The sequence below is a fragment of the Acidimicrobiia bacterium genome (assembly GCA_041393965.1).
Classification (GTDB): Bacteria; Actinomycetota; Acidimicrobiia; order Spongiisociales; family UBA5794; genus UBA5794.
In genome coordinates this window covers 105,046-126,797 of sequence record JAWKJB010000001.1, presented here as the reverse complement: position 1 = coordinate 126,797, position 21,752 = coordinate 105,046, and the positions used below count along the sequence as shown (strand labels likewise).

General features: G+C 61.5%; 19 protein-coding genes. 18 read left to right on the top strand and 1 reads right to left on the bottom strand.

Annotated features, from left to right (window positions below):
• The first annotated feature begins 666 nt into the window (after positions 1–666).
• The 7 genes from rplJ (at position 667) to R2823_00660 (ending at position 11,817) form a co-directional block, all read left to right on the top strand.
• Positions 667–1,428 carry a 50S ribosomal protein L10 gene (rplJ, locus tag R2823_00690; GenBank protein MEZ5174713.1) on the top strand — a complete coding sequence of 254 codons (762 nt, stop codon included), beginning with the start codon at positions 667–669 and terminating at the stop codon, positions 1,426–1,428.
• Positions 1,429–1,433: 5 nt separating this feature from the next.
• Positions 1,434–1,817, top strand: coding sequence for a 50S ribosomal protein L7/L12 (gene rplL, locus R2823_00685; GenBank protein ID MEZ5174712.1), 384 nt, complete (start codon positions 1,434–1,436; stop codon positions 1,815–1,817).
• Between the two features lie 147 nt (positions 1,818–1,964).
• Entirely contained in the window at positions 1,965–2,798 is an 834-nt protein-coding gene (locus R2823_00680) for a class I SAM-dependent methyltransferase (GenBank protein ID MEZ5174711.1), read from the top strand.
• A 226-nt stretch (positions 2,799–3,024) separates the two neighbouring features.
• Positions 3,025–6,387 (top strand): DNA-directed RNA polymerase subunit beta, encoded by a 3,363-nt coding sequence (gene rpoB / locus R2823_00675; GenBank protein ID MEZ5174710.1) that lies wholly within the window; start codon positions 3,025–3,027, stop codon positions 6,385–6,387.
• A 53-nt stretch (positions 6,388–6,440) separates the two neighbouring features.
• Positions 6,441–10,367 carry a DNA-directed RNA polymerase subunit beta' gene (locus R2823_00670; protein MEZ5174709.1) on the top strand — a complete coding sequence of 1,309 codons (3,927 nt, stop codon included), beginning with the start codon at positions 6,441–6,443 and terminating at the stop codon, positions 10,365–10,367.
• 254 nt (positions 10,368–10,621) lie between these two features.
• Entirely contained in the window at positions 10,622–11,044 is a 423-nt protein-coding gene (locus tag R2823_00665; GenBank protein MEZ5174708.1) for a DoxX family protein, read from the top strand.
• A gap of 47 nt (positions 11,045–11,091) precedes the next feature.
• Complete coding sequence (locus tag R2823_00660; protein ID MEZ5174707.1) at positions 11,092–11,817, top strand: hypothetical protein; 726 nt, start codon at positions 11,092–11,094, stop codon at positions 11,815–11,817.
• Positions 11,818–11,852: 35 nt separating this feature from the next.
• Here the strand turns inward: R2823_00660 and R2823_00655 are convergent, their stop codons facing one another.
• Positions 11,853–12,341 carry a hypothetical protein gene (locus R2823_00655; protein ID MEZ5174706.1) on the bottom strand — a complete coding sequence of 163 codons (489 nt, stop codon included), beginning with the start codon at positions 12,339–12,341 and terminating at the stop codon, positions 11,853–11,855.
• 199 nt (positions 12,342–12,540) lie between these two features.
• Here R2823_00655 and R2823_00650 point away from each other — a divergent pair, with 199 nt between their 5' ends.
• The 11 genes from R2823_00650 to rplB all read left to right on the top strand — a co-directional run bounded on the left by R2823_00650 (position 12,541) and on the right by rplB (position 21,750).
• Positions 12,541–13,779 (top strand): sensor histidine kinase, encoded by a 1,239-nt coding sequence (locus R2823_00650; GenBank protein ID MEZ5174705.1) that lies wholly within the window; start codon positions 12,541–12,543, stop codon positions 13,777–13,779.
• Positions 13,776–14,411, top strand: coding sequence for a response regulator transcription factor (locus tag R2823_00645; GenBank protein MEZ5174704.1), 636 nt, complete (start codon positions 13,776–13,778; stop codon positions 14,409–14,411). Before R2823_00650 ends, R2823_00645 begins: the two co-directional genes overlap by 4 nt.
• A gap of 304 nt (positions 14,412–14,715) precedes the next feature.
• Entirely contained in the window at positions 14,716–15,087 is a 372-nt protein-coding gene (rpsL, locus tag R2823_00640; protein MEZ5174703.1) for a 30S ribosomal protein S12, read from the top strand.
• Positions 15,084–15,554, top strand: a complete 471-nt coding sequence (gene rpsG / locus R2823_00635) for a 30S ribosomal protein S7 (GenBank protein MEZ5174702.1) — start codon at positions 15,084–15,086, stop codon at positions 15,552–15,554. Before rpsL ends, rpsG begins: the two co-directional genes overlap by 4 nt.
• Positions 15,555–15,560: 6 nt before the next feature.
• Positions 15,561–17,645, top strand: a complete 2,085-nt coding sequence (fusA, locus tag R2823_00630; GenBank protein ID MEZ5174701.1) for an elongation factor G — start codon at positions 15,561–15,563, stop codon at positions 17,643–17,645.
• A 10-nt stretch (positions 17,646–17,655) separates the two neighbouring features.
• Positions 17,656–18,846, top strand: a complete 1,191-nt coding sequence (gene tuf, locus R2823_00625; GenBank protein ID MEZ5174700.1) for an elongation factor Tu — start codon at positions 17,656–17,658, stop codon at positions 18,844–18,846.
• 68 nt (positions 18,847–18,914) lie between these two features.
• The gene (rpsJ, locus tag R2823_00620) at positions 18,915–19,226 is read left to right on the top strand and encodes a 30S ribosomal protein S10 (GenBank protein MEZ5174699.1); all 312 of its coding nucleotides are present in this window, start codon (positions 18,915–18,917) and stop codon (positions 19,224–19,226) included.
• Positions 19,223–19,861: a 50S ribosomal protein L3 gene (gene rplC, locus R2823_00615; protein ID MEZ5174698.1), complete on the top strand. Its 639-nt coding sequence runs from the start codon at positions 19,223–19,225 to the stop codon at positions 19,859–19,861. The genes rpsJ and rplC overlap by 4 nt, the downstream gene beginning before the upstream one ends.
• Positions 19,854–20,630 (top strand): 50S ribosomal protein L4, encoded by a 777-nt coding sequence (gene rplD, locus R2823_00610; GenBank protein MEZ5174697.1) that lies wholly within the window; start codon positions 19,854–19,856, stop codon positions 20,628–20,630. The genes rplC and rplD overlap by 8 nt, the downstream gene beginning before the upstream one ends.
• Positions 20,627–20,914, top strand: a complete 288-nt coding sequence (rplW, locus tag R2823_00605) for a 50S ribosomal protein L23 (GenBank protein ID MEZ5174696.1) — start codon at positions 20,627–20,629, stop codon at positions 20,912–20,914. The genes rplD and rplW overlap by 4 nt, the downstream gene beginning before the upstream one ends.
• A 2-nt stretch (positions 20,915–20,916) precedes the next feature.
• Complete coding sequence (rplB, locus tag R2823_00600) at positions 20,917–21,750, top strand: 50S ribosomal protein L2 (protein ID MEZ5174695.1); 834 nt, start codon at positions 20,917–20,919, stop codon at positions 21,748–21,750.
• Positions 21,751–21,752: the final 2 nt, after the last annotated feature.

Genomic DNA, 21,752 nt, shown 5'->3' with positions numbered 1-21,752 from the left:
GTCACGCGGCGAAACGGGTTGACATTCGTCGCTCGGACGGCGACCATGGGGTCACAGCGGGGATCGCTGGAGGAAGGACAACGAGAGACGATCCACCACCGTCTCGATCAGGTGGTACCGATACCGCAGCCCCATGCGACCGGACCCTACCCCGGTCGGTTGCGGACGAACGAGTAGATGGCATCCTGGCCCGCCGTCTGCACGATCCTCAACACACACCACCACTTCCTCCGGCGATCTCCCTCTCCAAGCGACGCATTTGCATCAGGTGGGAAGCGTCGACCGCAACCCGCGCACATCTGGATCAGACAACAGACAACAGACATCAGACATCTGGCATCTGGCATCTGGCATCTGGCATCAGACAACAGACAACAGACAACAGACATCTGGCATCTGGTATCTGGCATCTGGCATCTGGTATCTGACCTCTGGCATCTGACATCTGGTAGGTATCTGACATCTGGTAGGTATCTGGTATCTGGTAGTACACTGGCCGAAACCTCATACCGACCCGAGACCGTTGGCGCCCTAAGGGCGTAACCGTGGCGACACAGCCAGCGCAGGCCGATCCTCAGCGAGAGTCCTGTAACCGTGTGTCAGGACTCTGTTTCATTGTCGGGCCGGGATGGGGAACACGGAAGCCCGACTGAGGAGGACGACTCGATGCCGCGACCAGAGAAGGTTCAGGCAGTCGCCGACATCAAAGCGCGTATCGAAGGATCACAAGCTGTGTTCCTCGCCGAGTACGCGGGCCTTTCGGTCAAGGATCAGCAAACCCTACGGCGTGAGCTGCGTGCAAGTGGAGCCGAGTTCAGGGTCGTGAAGATGACCCTCGCCCGGCTCGCTGTAGCCGACTTGGACATTGAGGCCTTCGACGAGTTGCTGGTCGGCCCGACCGGACTCGCCTTCAGCGACGGGGATGCGGTGACGGCAGCCAAGGCGCTCAAGGACTTCGCCAAGGCCCACGATGTCTTCGTGATCAAGGGGGGTTTGCTCGGGAACGAGTTCGTGACGCCCGAGACGATCTCCACGCTCGCGGACATCGAGCCTCGCGATGTGCTCCTCGCGAAGCTTGCCGGCGCCATGAAGGCACCGATGGCGAACCTCGCCGGGCTTCTCGCTGCACTTCCACGAAACGCGGCATCGGTGTTCCAGCAGCTTCTCGCCCGGAAGGAGCAGGAAGCACCTGCGGTCGATGACGAGCCAGTTGGTCCGGCCGAGGATGAAACCCCGGTCGAGACATCGTCAAGTGGCGACGAGGTCGCCGAGGACCGAAGCGACGAGGTGCCCGAGATCGACGACACACAGACCGATGGCGACACCGAAGACGAAGAAGCCGAGACCGAAGTATCCATAGATGATGAGGCCGATGATGAAGCCGACACCGACGACGCTGCGCCATCTGCCGATGGCGAGGAGGAATAACCAACATGGCAAAGACCAAGACCGACGAGTTGCTCAGCACCTTCGAGGAGATGACAGTTCTCGAGCTGTCGGAGTTCCTCAAGGCGTTTGAGGAGAGGTTTGAGGTGACCGCCGCGGCCCCTGTGGCAGCCGCGGCCGTCGTGGCAGGCGGCGAAGAGGTTGCCGCCGAGGATGAGAAGGACGACTTCGATGTCGTCCTCACCAGCGCAGGCGACAAGAAGATCCAGGTGATCAAAGAGGTTCGGGGTCTCACCAGCCTCGGCCTCAAGGAGGCCAAGGCCCTTGTCGACGAGGCTCCCTCGAAGATCCTCGAGGGTGTGGACAAGGAAGCTGCCGACAAGGCGAAGGAAGCCCTCGAAGCCGCGGGTGCGACGATCGAGCTTCAGTAGCTGTCGACCTGACCGGGACGAACCAGCGCGCGAGAGGGGAGCGGCTCCGGCCGTTCCCCTTTCGCCGCGTCGGGGGGGATCCCGGATCGCAGCTGGCAACCGTGTCACCCCTGAAGCAGGGACGGGTCGGTCGGGTATTGTCCGGTGATGGACAAGCCGCCGTTCGATGCCGACATCCTGAGGTACTACTCGGAGTCGTTTGATGAGGACCAGCGGATTCGATCGGGAATCGGCGAGCTTGAGTTGATCCGCACGAGGGAGATCGTCAAACGGTACCTACCGGCCGAACCCTCGCGGGTTCTTGATGTCGGTGGAGCGTCGGGGGTGCATGCCGCATGGTTGCTCGATTGCGGCCACAGTGTTGATGTTATCGATCCGGTCCCGAGACATGTGCGCCAGGCGAACGACCGACTCTCGAGCCGCCGAGGGTTCAGCGGTCGGGTCGGAGACGGGCGTGCGCTCGAAGCGGAGGACTCTTCGTACGATGTGGTCTTGCTCCTTGGTCCGCTCTATCACCTTCCCGAACCTGACGACCGAGATCGGGTGTGGAGCGAAGCGGCTCGTGTCTGTCGAGCCGGAGGCGTTGTTGTTGCCTCGATCATCAGCCGGTTTGCCTCTCTCTTCAGTGGTCTCGCCGAGGACGCCATCTGGGACCCAGCGTTTCGCACGATGATGGAGCGGGACCTCGCCGACGGACAGCACCGTCCACCCGAGGGATCCGAGTACTTCACGACCGCCTACTTCCATCGACCCGATGAGGCCCGAACCGAGGCCCGCGCGGCAGGATTGGTGGTCGACGCTGTGCTAGGTGTCGAAGGCATCGCAGCATGGATTCCGCGCCTTCTTCGATCGTGGGACGACCCCGAGCGACGCCAAATCATCATCAACGCCGCTCGCGCAATCGAATCAGAACCGACCCTCCTCGGGCTCGGACCGCACATCCTCGTGGTCGCTCACAAGCCCGCCTCGATGGCTGACTGACAACGGTCAATCGTGAGATGTGAACCGTGGTGGACTCTTTCCTCCTTGACCGTCGGCGTCGCGTCGGGTATCCTGCAATTCACAGTTGAAGACGATTTCACGACTCTCCGATCGAAGAGCCGGCATAGCTGCGTGCTATGCCGATTTTGTGCTATCCTCTGCGATTCGCCCATAACACCGTTCCCAGCTTCGTCGCTGTCACGCCCTAGATGGAGGAGGACCCGCGTTGGCCCGTGCGCGTTCCACAAGGCTCTCGTTTGCAAAGATCCCCGAAGTCCAGGAGGTTCCCGATCTTCTCGGTATCCAGCGAGAGTCGTTCCAGGCCTTCCTCGACTCCGGGCTCAAGCAGATGTTCGAGGAAGTCTCCCCCATCGAGGACTTCACCGGCAACCTCGCCCTCGAACTGTCCGATCACCGATTCGATGAACCTCCCCTGACGATCGAAGAAGCCAAGGACCGCGACGCGAACTTTTCGCGACCCCTCTTCGTCACCGCCCGCTTCCTCAACAAGGAAACCGGGGAGATCAAGGAACAGCAGGTGTTCCTCGGTGACTTCCCGATGATGACCGACAACGGAACCTTCATCATCAACGGCACGGAGCGCGTCGTCGTCTCCCAACTCGTGCGCAGTCCCGGCGTCTATTTCGATCGTTCGACCGACAAGACCTCCGGACGCAACCTGTATGCCTCGAAGGTCATTCCGGGGCGTGGTGCCTGGCTCGAATTCGACATCGACAAGAAGGACACCATTGGTGTGCGCGTCGATCGCAAGCGTCGCCAGTTCGTCAGCACCTTCCTGCGCGCCCTGTCGATTGCCGAGACCGACGAAGAGATCATCGCGCTGCTCGGAGACTCAGAGTTGGTTCGCAACACGATCGAGAAGGACCCGACTTCGACTCGTGACGAGGCACTGCTCGACCTCTACCGCAAACTGCGGCCGGGTGAGCTCACCACGGTCGATTCGGCACGGTCGCTGATCAAGACCCTGTTCAGAACACCGAAACGATATGACTTGACCAGGGTCGGGCGTTACAAGCTGAACCAGAAACTCACCGGCGAGATCGGCACCGACATCCTCGAGAACTACTCATCCGAGGAACAGGGTCTGCTGACCGACAAGGACATGGTCAACACGATCAAGTACCTGATGGCCCTCCACCGCGGGGAAGACGGGTACCGAGTCGATGACATCGACAACTTCCAGAACCGCAGGATCCGCACCGTCGGTGAGCTGATCCAGAACCAGATCCGCGTCGGCCTCACCCGGCTCGAGCGCGTCGTGCGCGAACGCATGACGACCCAGGATCCAGAGTCGATCACCCCACAGACGCTCATCAACATCAGGCCCGTTGTTGCCTCCATCAAGGAGTTCTTCGGCACATCGCAGCTGAGCCAGTTCATGGATCAGCCGAATCCCCTTGCATCGATCACCCACCGGCGGCGCCTCTCTGCGCTTGGCCCCGGCGGGTTGAGCCGGGAGCGAGCGGGATTCGAGGTCCGCGATGTGCATCCTTCCCACTACGGGCGGATGTGTCCCATCGAGACGCCGGAAGGCCCGAATATCGGCCTCATCGGGTCCCTTGCCTCCTACGCCCGGGTCAACCGGTTCGGATTCATCGAGACACCGTACCGGCGCGTGATCGACGGGAAGGTCACCGACCAGGTTGACTACCTCACCGCTGCACTCGAAGAGGGCCATGTCATCGCCCAGGCCAATGCACCGTTGAATCCCGATGGGACCTTCGCGAACGATCGGGTCCTCGTACGCAAGACCGGCGGCGATGTCGACAATGTTCCGGGCGACCAGGTCGACTACATGGATGTCTCACCGAAACAGGTAGTTTCGATCGCAACGGCGCTGATCCCCTTCCTCGAGCACGACGACGCGAACCGGGCTCTCATGGGTTCGAACATGCAGCGTCAGGCCGTGCCACTCATCCGATCGGATGCTCCCCTTGTCGGGACAGGCATGGAGGAACGAGCCGCCAAGGACTCGGGCGAGGTGATCGTGACACCGGTCGATGGTGAGGTTGTCACCGTGACGGGTGACGAGATCGTCGTCAAGGAAGCCGGGACCAACACGAAGCACACCTTCACCCTCGAGAAGTTCGAGCGCTCGAATCAGGGAACCTGCATCAATCAGAAGCCGATCGTGTCCGAAGGCGACAAGGTCAAGGCGGGTGATCCCCTCGCAGACGGTGCCTCGACGGACGGTGGTGAACTCGCACTCGGACACAACCTGATGGTCGCGTTCATGCCGTGGGAGGGCCACAACTTCGAGGACGCCATCGTGATCTCCGAGCGACTCGTCAAAGAGGACATCTTGTCGTCGATCCACATCGAAGAGCACGAGATCGAAGCTCGCGACACCAAACTCGGTGCCGAGGAGATCACCCGCGACATCCCCAATGTTGCCGAGGAGGTCCTCATGGACCTTGACGACAGGGGCATCATCAGGATCGGCGCCGAGGTCGGACCGGGTGACTACCTCGTCGGAAAGGTCACGCCGAAAGGTGAGACGGAGCTCACTCCCGAGGAGCGGCTGCTGCGGGCGATCTTCGGCGAGAAGGCGCGCGAGGTCAGGGATGTCTCGCTCAAGGTCCCCCACGGAGAGTCCGGCAAGGCGATCGCCGTCAAGGAGTTCAGCCGTGAGGACGGCTACGACCTTCCGCCGGGGATGAACGAGCTCGTGCGGGTCTATGTGGCGAACCAACGAAAGATCTCCGCGGGTGACAAGCTCGCCGGTCGGCACGGAAACAAGGGTGTGATCGCCAAGATCCTCCCCGAGGAGGACATGCCGTTCTTCGAGGACGGGACCCCCGTCGACATCATCCTGTCACCGCTCGGAGTGCCGTCGCGGATGAACCTCGGTCAGGTCCTCGAGACACACCTCGGGTGGGCCGCCGCGACCGGGTGGGATTCATTCGACGATCTCGAAAGTCCCGCCGCAGCCGGTGCGGAGCCGTGGACGAGAGTCGCGACGCCCGTGTTCGACGGCGCACACGAGGACGAGGTTCTCAAGGTCATCGCCAACTCGAAGCCCAACCGTGACGGTGTCCGGTTGATCGACGCCGACGGCAAGGGGAAGCTCTTCGACGGGCGGACGGGCCTTCCGTACGACTCGCCGATCACCGTCGGGTACATGTACATCCTCAAGCTGGTCCACCTCGTTGACCACAAGATCCACGCGAGGTCGACGGGCCCCTACTCGATGATCACGCAACAGCCGCTCGGCGGGAAGGCGCAGTTCGGCGGGCAGCGGTTCGGCGAGATGGAGGTCTGGGCCCTTGAGGCCTACGGCGCCGCCTATGCGCTCCAGGAGCTGCTGACGATCAAGTCTGACGATGTCCGAGGGCGGGTCAAGGTCTATGAGGCGATCGTTCAGGGAGAGAACATCCCGGAGCCAGGGATCCCGGAGTCATTCAAGGTGCTCGTCAAGGAGATGCAGTCGCTGTGCCTCAATGTGGAGATGCTCTCCGCAGGCGAAGAGGTGGAACTCAAGGATCTCGAAGAGGATGTGTTCCGTACCGCCCAGTCGCTCGGCATCGACATTTCTCGACCGGAGCGACCCGACCTCGAGACCGTGTAGAGCCACGCGTTTGTTCCAATCCAAGATGTGAGATGTGAAGGCGGGAGCGCAAAGTGACACAGCTGTTTGATGAACTGAGAATCGGCCTCGCGTCGTCGGACCAGATTCGGTCATGGTCCTTCGGTGAGGTCAAGAAGCCCGAAACGATCAACTACCGGACGCTCAAGCCGGAAAAAGACGGGCTGTTCGACGAACGCATCTTCGGGCCCACGAGGGATTGGGAGTGCTACTGCGGCAAGTACAAGCGCGTCCGGTTCCGCGGGGTCGTGTGCGAGCGCTGCGGTGTCGAAGTGACACGGGCCAAGGTGCGGCGCGAACGGATGGGACACATCGAGTTGGCGGCCCCGGTCACCCACATCTGGTTCTTCAAGGGTGTCCCGAGTCGGCTCGGCTACCTCCTCGACATGTCGCCGAAAGACCTCGAGAAGGTCATCTACTTCGCTGCGTATCTCGTCACCCATGTCGACGACGACAAGCGCACCAAGGACCTGCCGGACCTCGAAGAAGCCGCCCGCCATGAACGGGTGCTCATCACCGAGGAGTTCGAGGAGTGGCGTGACGCTCGCTTGGAGCGCCTCGAAGGTGAACTCGCGCAGATGGAGGACGCCGGAGCAAAGGCAAACGAGATCAGTGCTCGTAAGAAGGAAGTGGAGCGGGAGATCAAGGACCGCGACGATCGGGCGCGCGTCGAAGTCGAGCTGCTCGACGATGCGTTCGACACCTTCAAGACGATGGCGCCGCGCGACCTGATCGATTCCGAACAGCTCTGGCGCGAGATCATCGACCGGTATGGTGACTACTACACGGGTGGGATGGGAGCCGAGTATGTCGGGGATCTCATCGCGCGGATGGATCTCCACGAAGAGGTCGCGAAGCTCCGCGAGGACCTCGATGCCAATTCCCAACAACGGCGCCAGCGGGCGATGAAGCGACTGAAGGTCCTCCAGCCGTTCGCAGACGGGAAGAACGATCCCGAAGGCATGATTCTCCACGCAATCCCTGTCATACCTCCGGACCTGCGCCCGATGGTGCAACTCGACGGCGGCCGGTTCGCGACATCGGACATGAACGACCTGTATCGACGGGTCATCAACCGCAACAACCGTCTCAAGCGACTTATGGATCTCGGTGCACCCGAGATCATCGTCAACAACGAGAAGCGGATGCTGCAAGAAGCCGTCGATGCCCTCTTCGACAACGGGCGTCGTGGTCGTGCTGTGACCGGGCCCGGTTCTCGCCCGCTCAAGTCGCTGTCCGACATGCTGAAGGGCAAACAGGGTCGGTTCCGCCAGAACCTGCTCGGGAAGCGAGTCGACTACTCGGGACGCTCAGTCATCGTCGTTGGGCCTGACCTTCGTCTCCACCAGTGTGGCCTTCCCAAGATCATGGCTCTCGAGTTGTTCAAGCCGTTCGTGATGAAGCGGCTTGTCGACCTCGACATCGCGCAGAACATCAAGGCGGCGAAGCGCATGGTTGAACGGCGGCGATACCAGGTCTGGGATGTCCTTGCTGATGTGATCCAAGAGCATCCGGTGCTGCTGAACCGCGCGCCGACGCTGCATCGACTCGGGATTCAGGCATTCGAGCCGGTCATCATCGAGGGAAAGGCCATCCAGCTCCATCCGCTCGTATGTGAAGCGTTCAATGCTGACTTCGACGGCGACCAGATGGCGGTCCATCTGCCCCTGTCGTCCGAAGCACAGGCTGAAGCCAGGATCCTGATGCTGTCGGCGAACAATGTGCTCCGTCCAGCCGACGGTCGACCGATCGTCACACCGTCACAGGACATGATCATCGGCATGTACTACCTGTCGGCGGTCGACGAGGACGCTACGGGCGCAGGCCGTGCGTTCGCTTCGGTCGACGAAGCGTTGATGGCCTATGAACTCGGAGATCTGTCACTGCATGCACCGATCAAGGTGCGGGTGGGATGGCTCGCAGGGGATGCTGAACTCCACGCCGAGCTCAAGCCCCTCCTCAAGCATCTCATCGATGATGAGCCCGTCGACGGGAACGCAATCGTCGAAACCACGCTTGGGCGCGCCCTCGTCAACGGGGCGTTCCCGAAGGGTTTCCCGTACCTCAACGCGGTCCTGCGCAAGGGGGACATCAGGACGATCGTCGAAGAGGTCATCCACACCTACGACAAGCCCGATGTGGCGAACACGCTCGACAACATCAAGGAACTCGGCTTCCACTACGCGACGCGGGCCGGATTGACGATCGGACTCCAAGATGTCAAGACGCCCCCGGAGAAGAAGGAGATCCTCGAAGAGTTCGAGGCTCGCGCGGCAAAGGTCGAGGGCCAGTTCCAAAAGGGCATCATCACCAACGATGAGCGACACTCGGCCCTGATCGAGATCTGGACCGAGGCGACGGACAAGGTCAAAGACGCCATGCAGGAGACGCTGCAGGCTGATCCGTTCAACCCGATGGACATGATGGTCAACTCGGGTGCACGGGGCAACATCATGCAGCTGCGTCAGATCGCAGGTATGCGAGGTCTCGTCGCCAATCCGAAGGGTGAGATCATCCCCCAGCCGATCAAGGCGAACTTCCGTGAGGGCCTCACCGTGCTCGAGTACTTCATTTCGACCCACGGAGCTCGCAAGGGACTCGCTGATACGGCGCTGCGCACCGCGGACTCCGGCTATCTGACCCGTCGTCTGGTCGATGTCAGCCAAGAGATCATCATCCACGACGAGGAGACCGACGATCCCGGTCTTGTGGTCACGGTCAAGGAGCCAGATGGCGCAGGCGGTGTGCGCGATGTGCGTCATCTGCGGGATCGGATCTTCGGAAGGGTTCTGGCTGAGGATGTCAAGGTCGCGCGCAAGCTCGCCGAACTCCCGGATGGGCGAAAGCTCCGGAAGGGCTTCATTCTCGATCGTGAAGCGGTCAACGGCCTTTCGGCGTTGAAGGATGTCACTACGATTCGGGTCCGCTCGCCGCTCACCGACGAGAGCCGACACGGGATCTCACAACTCTCATACGGCATCGACCTTGCGACTGGCTCCCTCGTTGAGCCAGCAACGGCGGTCGGGATCATGGCTGCGCAGTCGATCGGGGAGCCCGGGACGCAGTTGACGATGAGGACCTTCCACACCGGTGGTATCGCCGGCGAGGACATCACGCACGGTCTTCCCCGTGTCACGGAACTCTTCGAGGCCCGCACGCCGAAGGGCGTCGCGATTCTCTCTGAGATGGGGGGCGCCGTCCGCATCGACGAGGATCCCGAATCGGGGGACCGCTCGGTCGTGGTCGTGGACGGGGACGACGAGGTGTCGTATCCGCTTCCGGTACGAGCCAGACTTCGGGTTGCCCAGGGCGATGTCATCGAGCCGGGAACCCAGCTCACCGAAGGGCCGCTTGACCCGAAGGAGGTCCTCGAGATCCAGGGCGTGCGTGCGTGTCAGCGGTACCTCGTCGAGCAGGTGCAAGAGGTGTATCGCTCGCAAGGTGTTGACATCCACGACAAGCACATCGAGCTGATCGTGCGCCAGATGCTCCGTCGGGTACGGATCGTGAACCCGGGTGAAGGCCCGTGGTTGCCAGCCGAGCTCGTCGATGCCCAGGAGTTCCGCGACACGAATCGGGAGCTCGTCAAGGACGGACAGCAGCCAGCCGAGGGACGACCCGAGCTGATGGGTATCACGAAGGCATCCCTTGCGACCGATTCGTGGCTGTCGGCAGCTTCGTTCCAAGAGACGACGCGGGTTCTGACCGAGGCTTCGCTGAACGCCAAGTCGGACCGCATGCGCGGCCTCAAGGAGAATGTCATCATCGGGAAGCTGATTCCGGCAGGGACGGGTTCGTCGATCTATCAGGAGATCGAACCGATGATTCCCGGCGCTGCGGTTCCGCTCGCCGGTGACCTTCTCGGGGATTTCGACGGCACGGGGTCGAGCGACACGCTGCCAACGGATGCCGCGGAGTGGCTCGCCTCGATCGGAGGCGACACCGACTCATCCGACGACTGACCCGAACCGCATCGTCTCGCGAGAGTCCGGCGTCGGTCGTTGATGCCGTCGTCGTGAGGTCAGATGTCGGTTCACCGGGGCGGGTTGGAAGATGTGGTGATCTTGCTTCTCGGGTGGAACCTGCCTCGACGAGAGCGTCGCTCTGAGCCAGAGGTTCTCTGTCGGAACCCGGTTGTCCGATCTGACCCACGGTGCTGATCGCCGGCCGCCTCGATCGCTGGCGTGTATTGTTCGGTTCGGACAAGGAGGTACCCATGGAATGGCTGATTCTGGTGGGCCGAATCCTGTTCGGCTTGATCTTCGTCAGCTCCGCGATCGCTGGTCATCTCCTCCAACACAAGAACACCGCCGAATATGCACAGATGCGTGGTGTTGCAAGCGCATCGACGATGGTGTACCTGTCAGGGATCTGGATCCTTGCCGGTGGCCTTTCGGTCATTCTCGGTGTCTGGACGGATCTCGGTGCGCTTCTGATCGCACTGTGGTGTCTCACCGCGGCCTTCATGGTCCACCATTTCTGGACGGATGAAGGGATGGTCGCCCAGATCGAGATGACCAGCTTCATGAAGAACCTGTCGATCGCCGGTGCAGGGATCATGCTGTTCGTTCTCTTCGCCTGGATTGGCGACGCGATCGGACTCCAACTGATCGGACCGCTGTTCGACATCAACCTGTAGGAAGCTGCGGCGAGTCAGGTGCAGCGGGTGCCTGATATCTTGCGGTGATGCTTCGGTTCCGTCTGTTCGGCATCCCCATCGAGATCCACATCTCCTTCCTCATCATCGCGGTGCTCGGGCCGAGGAGTTCCGTTGCTGCGGTGAGCCTGTGGGTTGGTGCCGTGTTCATCGCAATCCTGCTCCACGAACTCGGCCACGGCCTCACGGCCAAGGCATTCGGGGCCCGCAAGGTGAGCATCACCCTGTACGGCCTTGGTGGGTTGACATCGTTCACCGAGGGCGAACAACCCATGAGCCATGGCAGATCGTTCACGATCTCGGCCATGGGGTCAGGTGTCGGGATCGTCGCGGGTCTCGCCATCATCGGCCTCGGAAGGCTTGGCATGTTCGACCGGTGGCCGGACGCGTCCATCGACTTCCTCGGCTATTTCGTGTTCGCGGCACTTGTTTGGGGCATCCTGAACTGGATCCCGATCATGCCGCTCGACGGCGGACACATGGTCCTCCATCTGATCGCGGTCTTCGACGAGCGACGGGCGCCGCTCATCGCGCAGATCGTTACCTGGACCGCGGTGGCGATCGCGGTGCCCGTGGCGATCGTGAACGGTTTCGTGTTCGCCGCGATCATCGTGGTGGTCTTCGCCTTCATGGGCTTGGGCGACTTCCTTCGAACGAACCACGAACCAAGGGCCCGGGACACGGCGGGGGGAGAGCCGCCTGGAGTGTCGCCTCCTCAAGAGCCACCGAAGGATCCCCCGACCTTCCCTATCTGAGAAGTCGGGGGATCCTCGGCGGCTACTGCCAGGGATCAGGTCTTGCTTGCCTCGGTCTCGACATGCCAGACCATTGTGATGTCGTCGTCGGTGACCTCAACGGTGGTCAGGGTCGAATCGGGATCCTTGCGTCCTTCCCGCTCGAGGCTCCTCGCAAGGCTCTCATTCCAGATCGCAACCATCCAACGCGGGACCTCGTTGCCGTTGTAGGTCGCGTCCGAGATATCGACCGCCAGATGTCCGTCCTCGACTCCGAGATCGGCCCGGAACTCGATCGTGGCGATCTCGCCTGTGAACTCGTCGGGTCCGGTCCCGGAAACCGTCACATAGCCGTCGAAGAACTCGACTTCGAGCTGCTCGACAGCCGGATCATCGACCATCGCGTCGAGCGCCGCCTGGAAACGCGCTTCTTCGATGTGCGATGTCACCGTCAGGGACCCATCCGGATTCGCTTCGACATCGATGCTGCACGCCGAAGCGATGACCGCGAGTCCTACCAGTGCCGCAACAAGTGCTTTCTTCATGATCCACCTCCATGTGTGGCGTCGTGTATGACTATTCGATCACCCCCTCGTCAACTCGAACAGTCACCGCTGTCACAAACCGGCTGTGACATCTGTCATGTCCGACATGACGGCAAACACTGTGGAACCGCGGCACACGACGGCACAATGCCCCCATGATGCTCACCCGAGTCACGCCAGCCACCCTCACAAACACCACATGACGACCACGATCGAACCGGGACTCCTGAATCTCTTCCGGTGGTATGTGGGCATTCGGCTCGGCTTCCTCGCAGTGGTCGTGATCGGCGTCAACTCAGATGATCCTCCTTCGCCCCCACAGTTCCCCGGCGTGGGGGTCGCCCTGTTCGGTGTCTTGCTCGTGTTCCTCTTGGTTCCCTGGTTCGCCAAAGCCACCGGCCGTTGGTTCCTTCCCATTGCGATCACGCTCGCCACCGTCGCGCCCCTCGGCGATGCGGCGCGAACGATCAGCGGGCGGCTTGCCGCGGGATCCTCACCGAACGATGCTCTCGCCGACTACTGGGTTCTCTTCTTCTTGCTGTTCGTCCCGTTCATCCTGATCGCATGGCAATACCGATACCGATGGGTGGTCGTGTTCGCGATCGCGGCATCCCTCGCTCAGCTGATGATGATCGCAAGCGTGTTCACGGCATACGAAGAACGACTGGTGGCATACAACCTCGACCTCGAGATCGTCGCCATCGTCGTCATCGGTCAAGGGTTCCTGTTCGCCTTCGTCGGGTTCTTCGTCACGAAACTGATGGCTCGACAGCGAGAAGCCACCGAAGAACTTCGGCTGCTCACCGCCACGACTGAACGCCTCGCCACCGAACGCGAACGCACGAGGCTTGCTCGCGAGATGCACGACACGCTCGCCCACACGCTGACCGGAACGGTTGTCCAGCTCGAGGCGGCCGAAGCACTGTGGGACACCGACGAGACGCGAGCCCGAGAGCATCTCGAGCGCGCCCTCGCGGACACGCGAAGCGGACTCGCCGAGGCTCGCAGGGCAATCGAGAACCTCCGTGCGTCACCAGTCGAGAACCTCGGACTCGGTGGCGCACTCGAGTGGCTTGCGCAGGACACAACCGCGAGATCGGGCATCACCACCACAGCATCCGTGACCGTTCGAGACACCTCCGTATCGCCAACGACCGAGCACACCGTCTATCGCATCGTTGAGGAAGCCGTTGCCAACGCGGTTCGCCACGCCGCGGCATCCCACATCGCGATCAGCGCCCACATCGGTGACGAGATCGCGGTGACCGTCACCGACGACGGGAGCGGCTTCGACCCGGGAGCCGTCCCCGCCGAGGGACACCACGGCCTCGTTGGCATGCTCGAGCGCGCGTCCCTTGCCGGGGGCGAACTCACGATCGACCGATCCGACAGCGGCGGTACGGCCGTGCGCTTCGTCGTAGCGAGCGGCGGACGATGATCAACATCTTGATCTGCGACGACCAGGAAGTCGTGCGGGAGGGTCTGCGCAGCATGCTCGACATCGTCCCGGACTTCGCGGTCGTCTCCGTCACGGCGAACGGCGCCGAAGCGGTCGCGCGGGTCACGAACGGAGACATCGACCTCGTGCTTATGGATCTCCACATGCCCATCATGAACGGTGTCCAGGCGATTCGCGAGATCCTCCGATTCGCACCCGAAACCCGCATCCTCGTCCTGACGACCTACGCGGATGAGAGTTGGGTCCTCGACGCTATCCGGGCCGGTGCTGCAGGCTATCTGCTCAAGGACACCCCGAGGCAGCGTCTCATCGACGCCATCCGGGGAACCATCGATGGTGAAACCCACCTTGATCCCGCCGTTGCAGGCGGGCTTCTCGTCCGTGTCGCCAACGGGTCGGACGACGCCACACAGGTCGCCTCGAACCTCACGGATCGCGAGCGTGAAGTCCTCGTCCTCATCGGCAAGGGCTTGTCGAACGCCGAGATCGCCGAGCGGCTCTTCCTGTCGGAAGGAACCGTCCGCAACTATGTCAGCATGGTGCTCGGCAAGCTCGGCGTCCACGACCGCACCCAGGCAGCCGTCCTCGCCGTCAAGCACGGTTTGGCCTAGGTGGTCCTCACCCAACTGATGAAGGCGTCTCACCGGCGACACGCGCTCCCCATGTGCGGGCGACGGACCACGAGCGAGACCCTGCTCACAGTGCGGTTTGCTCCGGCACGGCGTATACTGCGATCCAGGTTTTCCCGACCGAACCCGCCGGTACCCGGAGGCGCCCCGCGGCGCTGTTGTGCCGGAAGCGGTTCACACATGGGATCGGCTCTGCCGCCTCCGGCGACGGTGCCGATTTTCGTTCGTCAGAACTCCGATACCCGGGTTTTCGGGTCGGGGTGTGTCAACAAGAGAGACAAAGAGCGTGCCAACTGTGCAGCAACTGGTCCGACAGGGCCGGAAGCCGAAGACGAAGAAGATGCGAACCGTCGGCCTCGCCGGTTCACCTCAACGGCGCGGCGTGTGCACCCGCGTCTACACCGTGACCCCGAAGAAGCCGAACTCGGCCCTGCGGAAAGTCGCCCGTGTTCGCCTTTCGTCAGGGATGGAAGTCACCGCGTACATTCCTGGTGAAGGACACAACCTCCAGGAACACTCCATCGTCTTGGTCCGCGGCGGTCGTGTAAAGGACCTCCCCGGCGTGAGATACAAGGTCATTCGCGGGGCCCTCGACGCGGCAGGCGTCGACGGTCGCAAACAGGCGCGGTCCCGCTACGGCGCAAAGAAGGGCTCCTGATGCGTAGGGCACCCGCAGAGGTTCGCAAACTCGAACCGGATCCGATTTACCAGTCGGTTCTCGTCACCCAGATCATCAACAAGGTGCTGCTGAAGGGCAAGAAGGGTGCGGCACGCCGCATCGTCTACACGGCCATGGACACCGTCGAAAAGCGGACCGGATCCGATCCTCTGCCTGTCCTCAAGCGCGCAATCGACAACATCCGGCCCCAGATGGAGGTCAGGACGAGGCGGGTAGGAGGATCGTCCTACCAGGTTCCGGTCGAGGTTCGCGCCCGTCGTGCACAGACACTCTCCGTTCGCTGGCTCGTTGAGTTCGCTCGCAAGAGGCGGGAGAACGCGATGTCCGATCGGCTTGCCAATGAAATCCTCGATGCCGCCAATCGCACCGGTTTGGCCGTGAAGCGGCGCGAGGACATCCACAAGATGGCCGAGTCCAACAAGGCCTTTGCCCACTATCGCTGGTAACGAATCATGTCACGCACCATCCCACTCGAGACCATTCGCAACATCGGAATCATGGCCCACATCGACGCGGGCAAGACGACGACAACCGAGCGGATCCTCTTCTACACGGGACGCACCCACAAGATCGGGGAAGTACACGAGGGTGCGGCCGTCATGGACTGGATGGAGCAGGAACAAGAGCGCGGGATCACGATCACCTCGGCGGCGACAACCACCTCGTGGGCGGGCCACACCATCAACATCATCGACACGCCCGGCCATGTCGACTTCACCGTTGAAGTCGAGCGGTCACTTCGCGTGCTTGACGGTGCGGTTGCCGTCTTTGACGCCGTCTCCGGTGTCGAACCGCAGTCCGAGACCGTCTGGCGGCAAGCGGACAAGTACCGCGTCCCCCGGATCTGTTTCATCAACAAGATGGATCGTGTCGGTGCGGACTTCTTCGCTGCGACCCAATCGATCATCGACCGGCTTGGCGGCAACCCGGTCCCGATCCAGATCCCCATCGGCGCCGAGGCAGACTTCTTCGGAGTCATCGATCTCATCGAGATGCGAGCCATTGTCTGGGAGGACGAGCAGGGAACCGGTTTCAGCGTGGTTGACATCCCCGAGGAGCTCGTTGCCAAGGCGGAGGAATGGCGCACCAAGATGCTCGATGTCGTTGCCGCGGAGGATGAGAACCTCCTCGAGAAGTACCTCTCGGATGACGACCTGACCCCTGACGAGATCCGGTCGGTGGTTCGGATGGGGACCATCAACCGGGACTTCGTTCCGGTGATGCTCGGTACCGCGTTCAAGAACAAGGGAATCCAGCCATTGCTCGATGCCGTTGTTGCCTACCTTCCGTCACCGGCGGATCTGCCCCCGATGCGTGGGTTCAGCCCCGGCAACGAAGAGGACACCCGTGAGCGGAAGGCCCTCGACTCGGAACCCTTCTCGGCGCTTGCCTTCAAGATCATGTCGGATCCCTATGTCGGCAAGCTCACCTATCTCCGTGTGTACTCGGGGACGGCGGACAAGGGGGACGCGGTGCTCAACACCACGACGGGCAAGAAGGAGCGCTTCGGTCGCCTGTTGCGGATGCATGCAGCGAAGCAAGAGGACATCGACGAGGTCATGACCGGCGACATCGTCGCTGCGGTAGGGCTCAAGAACACCAAGACCGGCGACACCCTGTCGGCGACGAGCGACCCGATCCAGCTCGAGTCGATGTCGTTCCCGGATCCCGTCATCTCGGTCGCGATCGAACCGAAGACGAAGTCGGACCAGGACAAGCTCGGCACGGGTCTCGCGCGCCTCGCCGAGGAGGACCCGACCTTCAATGTCCACACCGACGAGGAAACCGGCCAGACCATCATCGAAGGCATGGGGGAGCTCCATCTCGAAGTGATCGTCGATCGCCTGTTCCGCGAGTTCAAGGTCGAGGCGAATGTCGGGCGTCCCCAGGTCGCCTACCGCGAGACCATCAAACGGCCGGTCAACAAGATCGATGCCAAGTTCAAGCGTCAGACCGGTGGCTCGGGTATGTACGGCCATGTCGTCATCGACCTTGAACCGCTCGAGCCGGGCGCAGGATTCGAGTTCGAGGATGCCGTCAAGGGCGGTAATGTGCCCCGCGAGTTCATCCCCGCCGTCGAAAAGGGCATGCGCGAAGCACTCCAGGGCGGGATCCTTGCCGGCTACCCCCTCGTGGATGTGCGGGCGAGGCTCATCGACGGATCGAGCCACAGCGTCGACTCCAACGAGATGGCGTTCAAGATCGCCGGATCGATGGCGATCCAGGATGCGGCGAAGGCTGCCGGCGTGAAGCTGCTCGAACCGATCATGTCGCTCGAAGTAGTGACGCCGGAGGACTACATGGGCGATGTCATCGGCGACATCTCCGCCCGCAGGGGAAAGGTCGAATCCATGGAGACCCGAGGCCCGTCACGGGTTGTCAATGCGCTCGTTCCGCTCGCCGAGATGTTCGGCTATGTGGGCGACCTGAGATCCCGCACGCAGGGCCGCGCGAATTACACGATGCAGTTCCACTCATATCAAGAAGTACCGACCCAAGCCGCACAAGAAATCGTGGCCAAAGTCAGAGGCGAATAGGAGAACCGACATGGCGAAGCAAAAGTTTGAGCGGTCGAAGCCGCATGTGAATGTTGGGACGATGGGTCATATTGATCATGGGAAGACGACGTTGACGGCTGCGATTACGAAGGTGTTGGCTGAGTCTGGGTCTGGGTCGTCTGTGTTTACGGCGTTTGAGGATATTGATAAGGCGCCTGAGGAGCGTGAGCGGGGGATCACGATTGCGATTGCTCATGTGGAGTATGAGACGGAGAATCGGCATTATGCGCATGTGGATATGCCGGGGCATGCGGATTATGTCAAGAACATGATTACGGGTGCTGCGCAGGTGGATGGGGCGATTTTGGTGGTGTCTGCTGCTGATGGTCCGATGCCTCAGACGCGTGAGCATGTGTTGTTGGCTCGTCAGGTTGGGGTGCCTGCGTTGGTGGTGTTTATGAACAAGGTTGATCAGGTTGATGACGATGAGTTGTTGGATCTGGTGGAGCTTGAGGTTCGTGAGTTGTTGTCTGAGTATGAGTTTCCTGGTGATGAGGTGCCGGTGGTGCGGGGTTCTGCGTTGAAGGCGTTGGAGGGGGATGCGTCTGCTGCTGAGGCGATTGTTGAGTTGATGGCTGCGGTGGATTCGTATATTGAAGAGCCGGTTCGTGATACGGATAAGCCGTTTGCGATGCCGGTTGAGGATGTGTTTTCGATTACGGGTCGTGGCACGGTGGTGACGGGCCGGATTGAGTCTGGGACGCTCAAGGTGGGGGATCAGGTTGAGATTGTTGGGTTGCGTGATTCGCAGACCACGACGGTGACGGGGATTGAGATGTTCCGTAAGTTGTTAGATGAGGGTCGTGCTGGTGACAATGTGGGGTTGTTGTTGCGTGGTATTGGCAAAGATGATGTTGAGCGTGGTCAGGTGGTGGCGGCTCCTGGTTCGATTACGCCCCATACGGTGTTTGAGGCCAATGTGTATGTGTTGACCAAAGATGAGGGTGGGCGTCACAATCCGTTCTTTGATGGGTATCGGCCCCAGTTTTATTTCCGTACAACGGATGTGACGGGTGCGGTTGCGTTGCCGTCTGGGACTGAGATGGTGATGCCTGGTGATAACACTGAGATGACGGTCACATTGGGGAAACCGATCGCGATGGATGAAGGGTTACGGTTCGCGATTCGTGAAGGTGGCCGCACGGTTGGTGCAGGCCGAGTCACCAAAATTATTGAGTAGACAGTCAACAGTTCACAGTCAACAGTCAACAGTGAACCGTGAACATTCGAACGAAGTGAGAACAAACAATGGCAGATGAGCATCGGATCCGTATCCGACTCAAGGCATACGACCACTCGGTCGTGGACGAGTCAGCGAAAAAGATCGCGGAGACGGTGACGCGCACCCAGGCGAAGATCAAGGGGCCGGTTCCACTCCCGACGCGTATCCATCGCTACACGGTGATCCGCGGGCCGCATGTCGACAAGACATCGAGGGAGCACTTCGAGATGCGGATCCACAAGCGCCTCATCGACATCCTCGAGCCGACCCCCAAGACGGTCGATTCGCTGATGCGTCTCGACCTGCCCGCCGGTGTGGAAGTCGAGATCAAGACATGAACGCGATCATCGGTGAGAAGCTGGGCATGACCCAGATCTTCGACGAGGAGAACCGCGCCGTTCCGGTCACCGCCATCAAGGCAGGGCCGGTCGTGGTGACCCAGATCAAGCGCGTCGACACCGATGGTTATGCCGCGATCCAGATCGCATTCAAGGAATTGGCGGTAGGGAAGACGAGTCGTGCCTCATCGGGCCACTTCGCCAAAGCTGGCGTTCCGCCACACCGTCACCTGGTTGAAGTTCGCGTCGATGCGGTCGAAGGCTACGAAGTCGGCCAGAAGATCACGATCGCCGATGTTCTCGAGGCAGGGCAGAAGGCTGATGTGACTGGCATCTCGAAGGGCAAGGGCTTCGCCGGCGTGATGAAGCGCCACAACTTCAAGGGTCAGGGAGCCGGCCACGGAACACACAAAGTCCACAGGGCACCCGGTTCGATCGGTGCGTGTGCAACTCCGGCGCGAGTCTTCAAGGGCAAGCGCCTTCCCGGACGCATGGGCGGCGATCAGGTCACCACGATGAACCTCGAAGTCATGCAGGTCGATCCCGAACGAAACCTCGTCCTGCTGAAGGGCTCGGTGCCGGGTCCAAAGGGTTCCATCATCGTGCTCCGAGAGGCGGTGAAGGCTCATGGCTGACAGATTCACCGCCGAGCTGTACGCCGCCGACGGCACCGAGAAGGGAACCGTCGACCTCAATCCGGATGTATTCGGGCTTGAGCCCAACACGGCCGTGATGCACCAAGTCGTGACCGCGCAGCTCGCTGCGCGGCGGGCAGGTACGCACTCCACCAAGACGCGGGCCGAGGTCCGCGGCGGTGGACGCAAGCCGTGGCGTCAGAAAGGGCTCGGTCGTGCTCGGCATGGATCCATCCGGTCCCCACAATGGGCGGGTGGCGGAGTTGCCCACGGCCCGAAGCCGCGCGACTACCGGCAACGAACACCGAAGAAGATGCGCCGCCTCGCCCTTCGAAGCGCGCTGTCGGTGCGTGCCGCAGCCGGACAAATCAAGGTTGTGGAGGACTTTGCAGCCTGGGACGAGCCGAAGACGAAGAAGGCGGTCGCCCTACTCGACGCAATGGGGGTTACGGGCAAGGTGCTCCTCATCGCCGAGGACCACGAACGGACCGCGATCAAGTCCTTCCGGAACCTCGATCAGGTCATCGCCCACAACCTCGGCCAAGCGAACACCTACGATGTGCTGTGGGCGGACACGATCGTGATGAGCCGCGGAACCCTGGAACTCGGGCAGGGCGCTCCTCGCGGCACCGAAGCCCACGCCGCGAATGCGGAAGACATCAGATCTCGGATTCCAGATTCCAGCCCGGAAGCGTATGAGTCCGTTTCCGAGGCGAAAGGTCATGACCCGTCGACCGTGAACAGCACCTTCGAAGGGGGTGCCGCATGAAGAACCCTCGCGATATCATCTTCGAGCCGGTCGTTTCGGAGAAGTCGTACGACCTCGTCTCCGACGCCAACAGCTACACATTCGTTGTCGATCGTCGCTCCAACAAGACCGAGATCAAGCAAGCAATCCAGAAGATCTTCGATGTCACGGTCGTGTCCGTGAACACGATGAATCGCCAAGGCAAGCGCAAACGAACGGGGTGGACCGTTGGCCAGCGCAAGCACACCAAGCGTGCCATCGTGACGCTCGCCGTTGGCGACTCGATCGATGTCTTCGAGGTGTAACGATGGGTGTCAAGAAACTCAAACCAACATCGCCGGGTCGCCGGTTCCAGACCGTGTCGGACTTCGACACGATCACGAAGAGCAAACCGGAAAAGTCGTTGCTCGCCCCCAAGAAGCGGTCATCGGGCCGGAACTCGTATGGCAGGATCACCTCGCGCCATCGAGGCGGGGCCCACAAGCGTCGCTACCGAATTGTGGACTTCCGTAGGAACAAGGACGGCGTTCCGGCAAAGGTTGCAGGGATCGAATACGACCCGAACCGGAACGCGCGGATCGCCTTGCTCCACTATGTCGACGGTGAGAAGCGGTACATCCTCGCGCCGGTCGGTATCAAGGTCGGTGACATGCTCGAGTCGGGTTCGGGCGCCGAGATCCGCCCAGGGAACGCGCTGCCGCTTCGCAACATCCCAACCGGTACGGTAGTCCACGGCGTCGAGATGCGTCCAGGTGGTGGAGCGAAGTTGGGCCGTTCTGCAGGGACGGCCATTCAGCTGATGTCCAAGGAGAGCGATGTGGCGCTGCTGCGTCTGCCATCGGGCGAGATGCGCCAGGTGCACCTCGACTGTCGAGCGACGATCGGGCAGGTCGGCAACACCGAAGCTGAACTCGTCAAGATCGGCAAAGCTGGTCGGAATCGTTGGAAGGGCAAGCGTCCCCAGACCCGCGGTGTCGCGATGAACCCCGTCGATCATCCGCTTGGCGGTGGCGAGGGACGCAGCTCCGGCGGCAGGCATCCGGTGAGCCCGTGGGGGAAACCGGAGCGCAAGACCCGCAAGAAGAACAAGGCAAGCGACAAGTACATCGTGCGTCGTCGCTCCCAGAAGGGGAAGAGGTAGGT

What these genes read in the sequence shown, in the direction of transcription:
- rplJ (MEZ5174713.1), top strand. Translation starts at nt 667, where the DNA reads ATGCCGCGACCAGAGAAGGTTCAGGCAGTCGCCGACATCAAAGCGCGT.
- rplL (MEZ5174712.1), top strand. Translation starts at nt 1,434, where the DNA reads ATGGCAAAGACCAAGACCGACGAGTTGCTCAGCACCTTCGAGGAGATG.
- R2823_00680 (MEZ5174711.1), top strand. Translation starts at nt 1,965, where the DNA reads ATGGACAAGCCGCCGTTCGATGCCGACATCCTGAGGTACTACTCGGAG.
- R2823_00665 (MEZ5174708.1), top strand. Translation starts at nt 10,622, where the DNA reads ATGGAATGGCTGATTCTGGTGGGCCGAATCCTGTTCGGCTTGATCTTC.
- R2823_00660 (MEZ5174707.1), top strand. Translation starts at nt 11,092, where the DNA reads ATGCTTCGGTTCCGTCTGTTCGGCATCCCCATCGAGATCCACATCTCC.
- R2823_00655 (MEZ5174706.1), bottom strand. Translation starts at nt 12,341, where the DNA reads ATGAAGAAAGCACTTGTTGCGGCACTGGTAGGACTCGCGGTCATCGCT.
- R2823_00650 (MEZ5174705.1), top strand. Translation starts at nt 12,541, where the DNA reads ATGACGACCACGATCGAACCGGGACTCCTGAATCTCTTCCGGTGGTAT.
- R2823_00645 (MEZ5174704.1), top strand. Translation starts at nt 13,776, where the DNA reads ATGATCAACATCTTGATCTGCGACGACCAGGAAGTCGTGCGGGAGGGT.
- fusA (MEZ5174701.1), top strand. Translation starts at nt 15,561, where the DNA reads ATGTCACGCACCATCCCACTCGAGACCATTCGCAACATCGGAATCATG.
- tuf (MEZ5174700.1), top strand. Translation starts at nt 17,656, where the DNA reads ATGGCGAAGCAAAAGTTTGAGCGGTCGAAGCCGCATGTGAATGTTGGG.
- rpsJ (MEZ5174699.1), top strand. Translation starts at nt 18,915, where the DNA reads ATGGCAGATGAGCATCGGATCCGTATCCGACTCAAGGCATACGACCAC.
- rplC (MEZ5174698.1), top strand. Translation starts at nt 19,223, where the DNA reads ATGAACGCGATCATCGGTGAGAAGCTGGGCATGACCCAGATCTTCGAC.
- rplD (MEZ5174697.1), top strand. Translation starts at nt 19,854, where the DNA reads ATGGCTGACAGATTCACCGCCGAGCTGTACGCCGCCGACGGCACCGAG.
- rplW (MEZ5174696.1), top strand. Translation starts at nt 20,627, where the DNA reads ATGAAGAACCCTCGCGATATCATCTTCGAGCCGGTCGTTTCGGAGAAG.
- rplB (MEZ5174695.1), top strand. Translation starts at nt 20,917, where the DNA reads ATGGGTGTCAAGAAACTCAAACCAACATCGCCGGGTCGCCGGTTCCAG.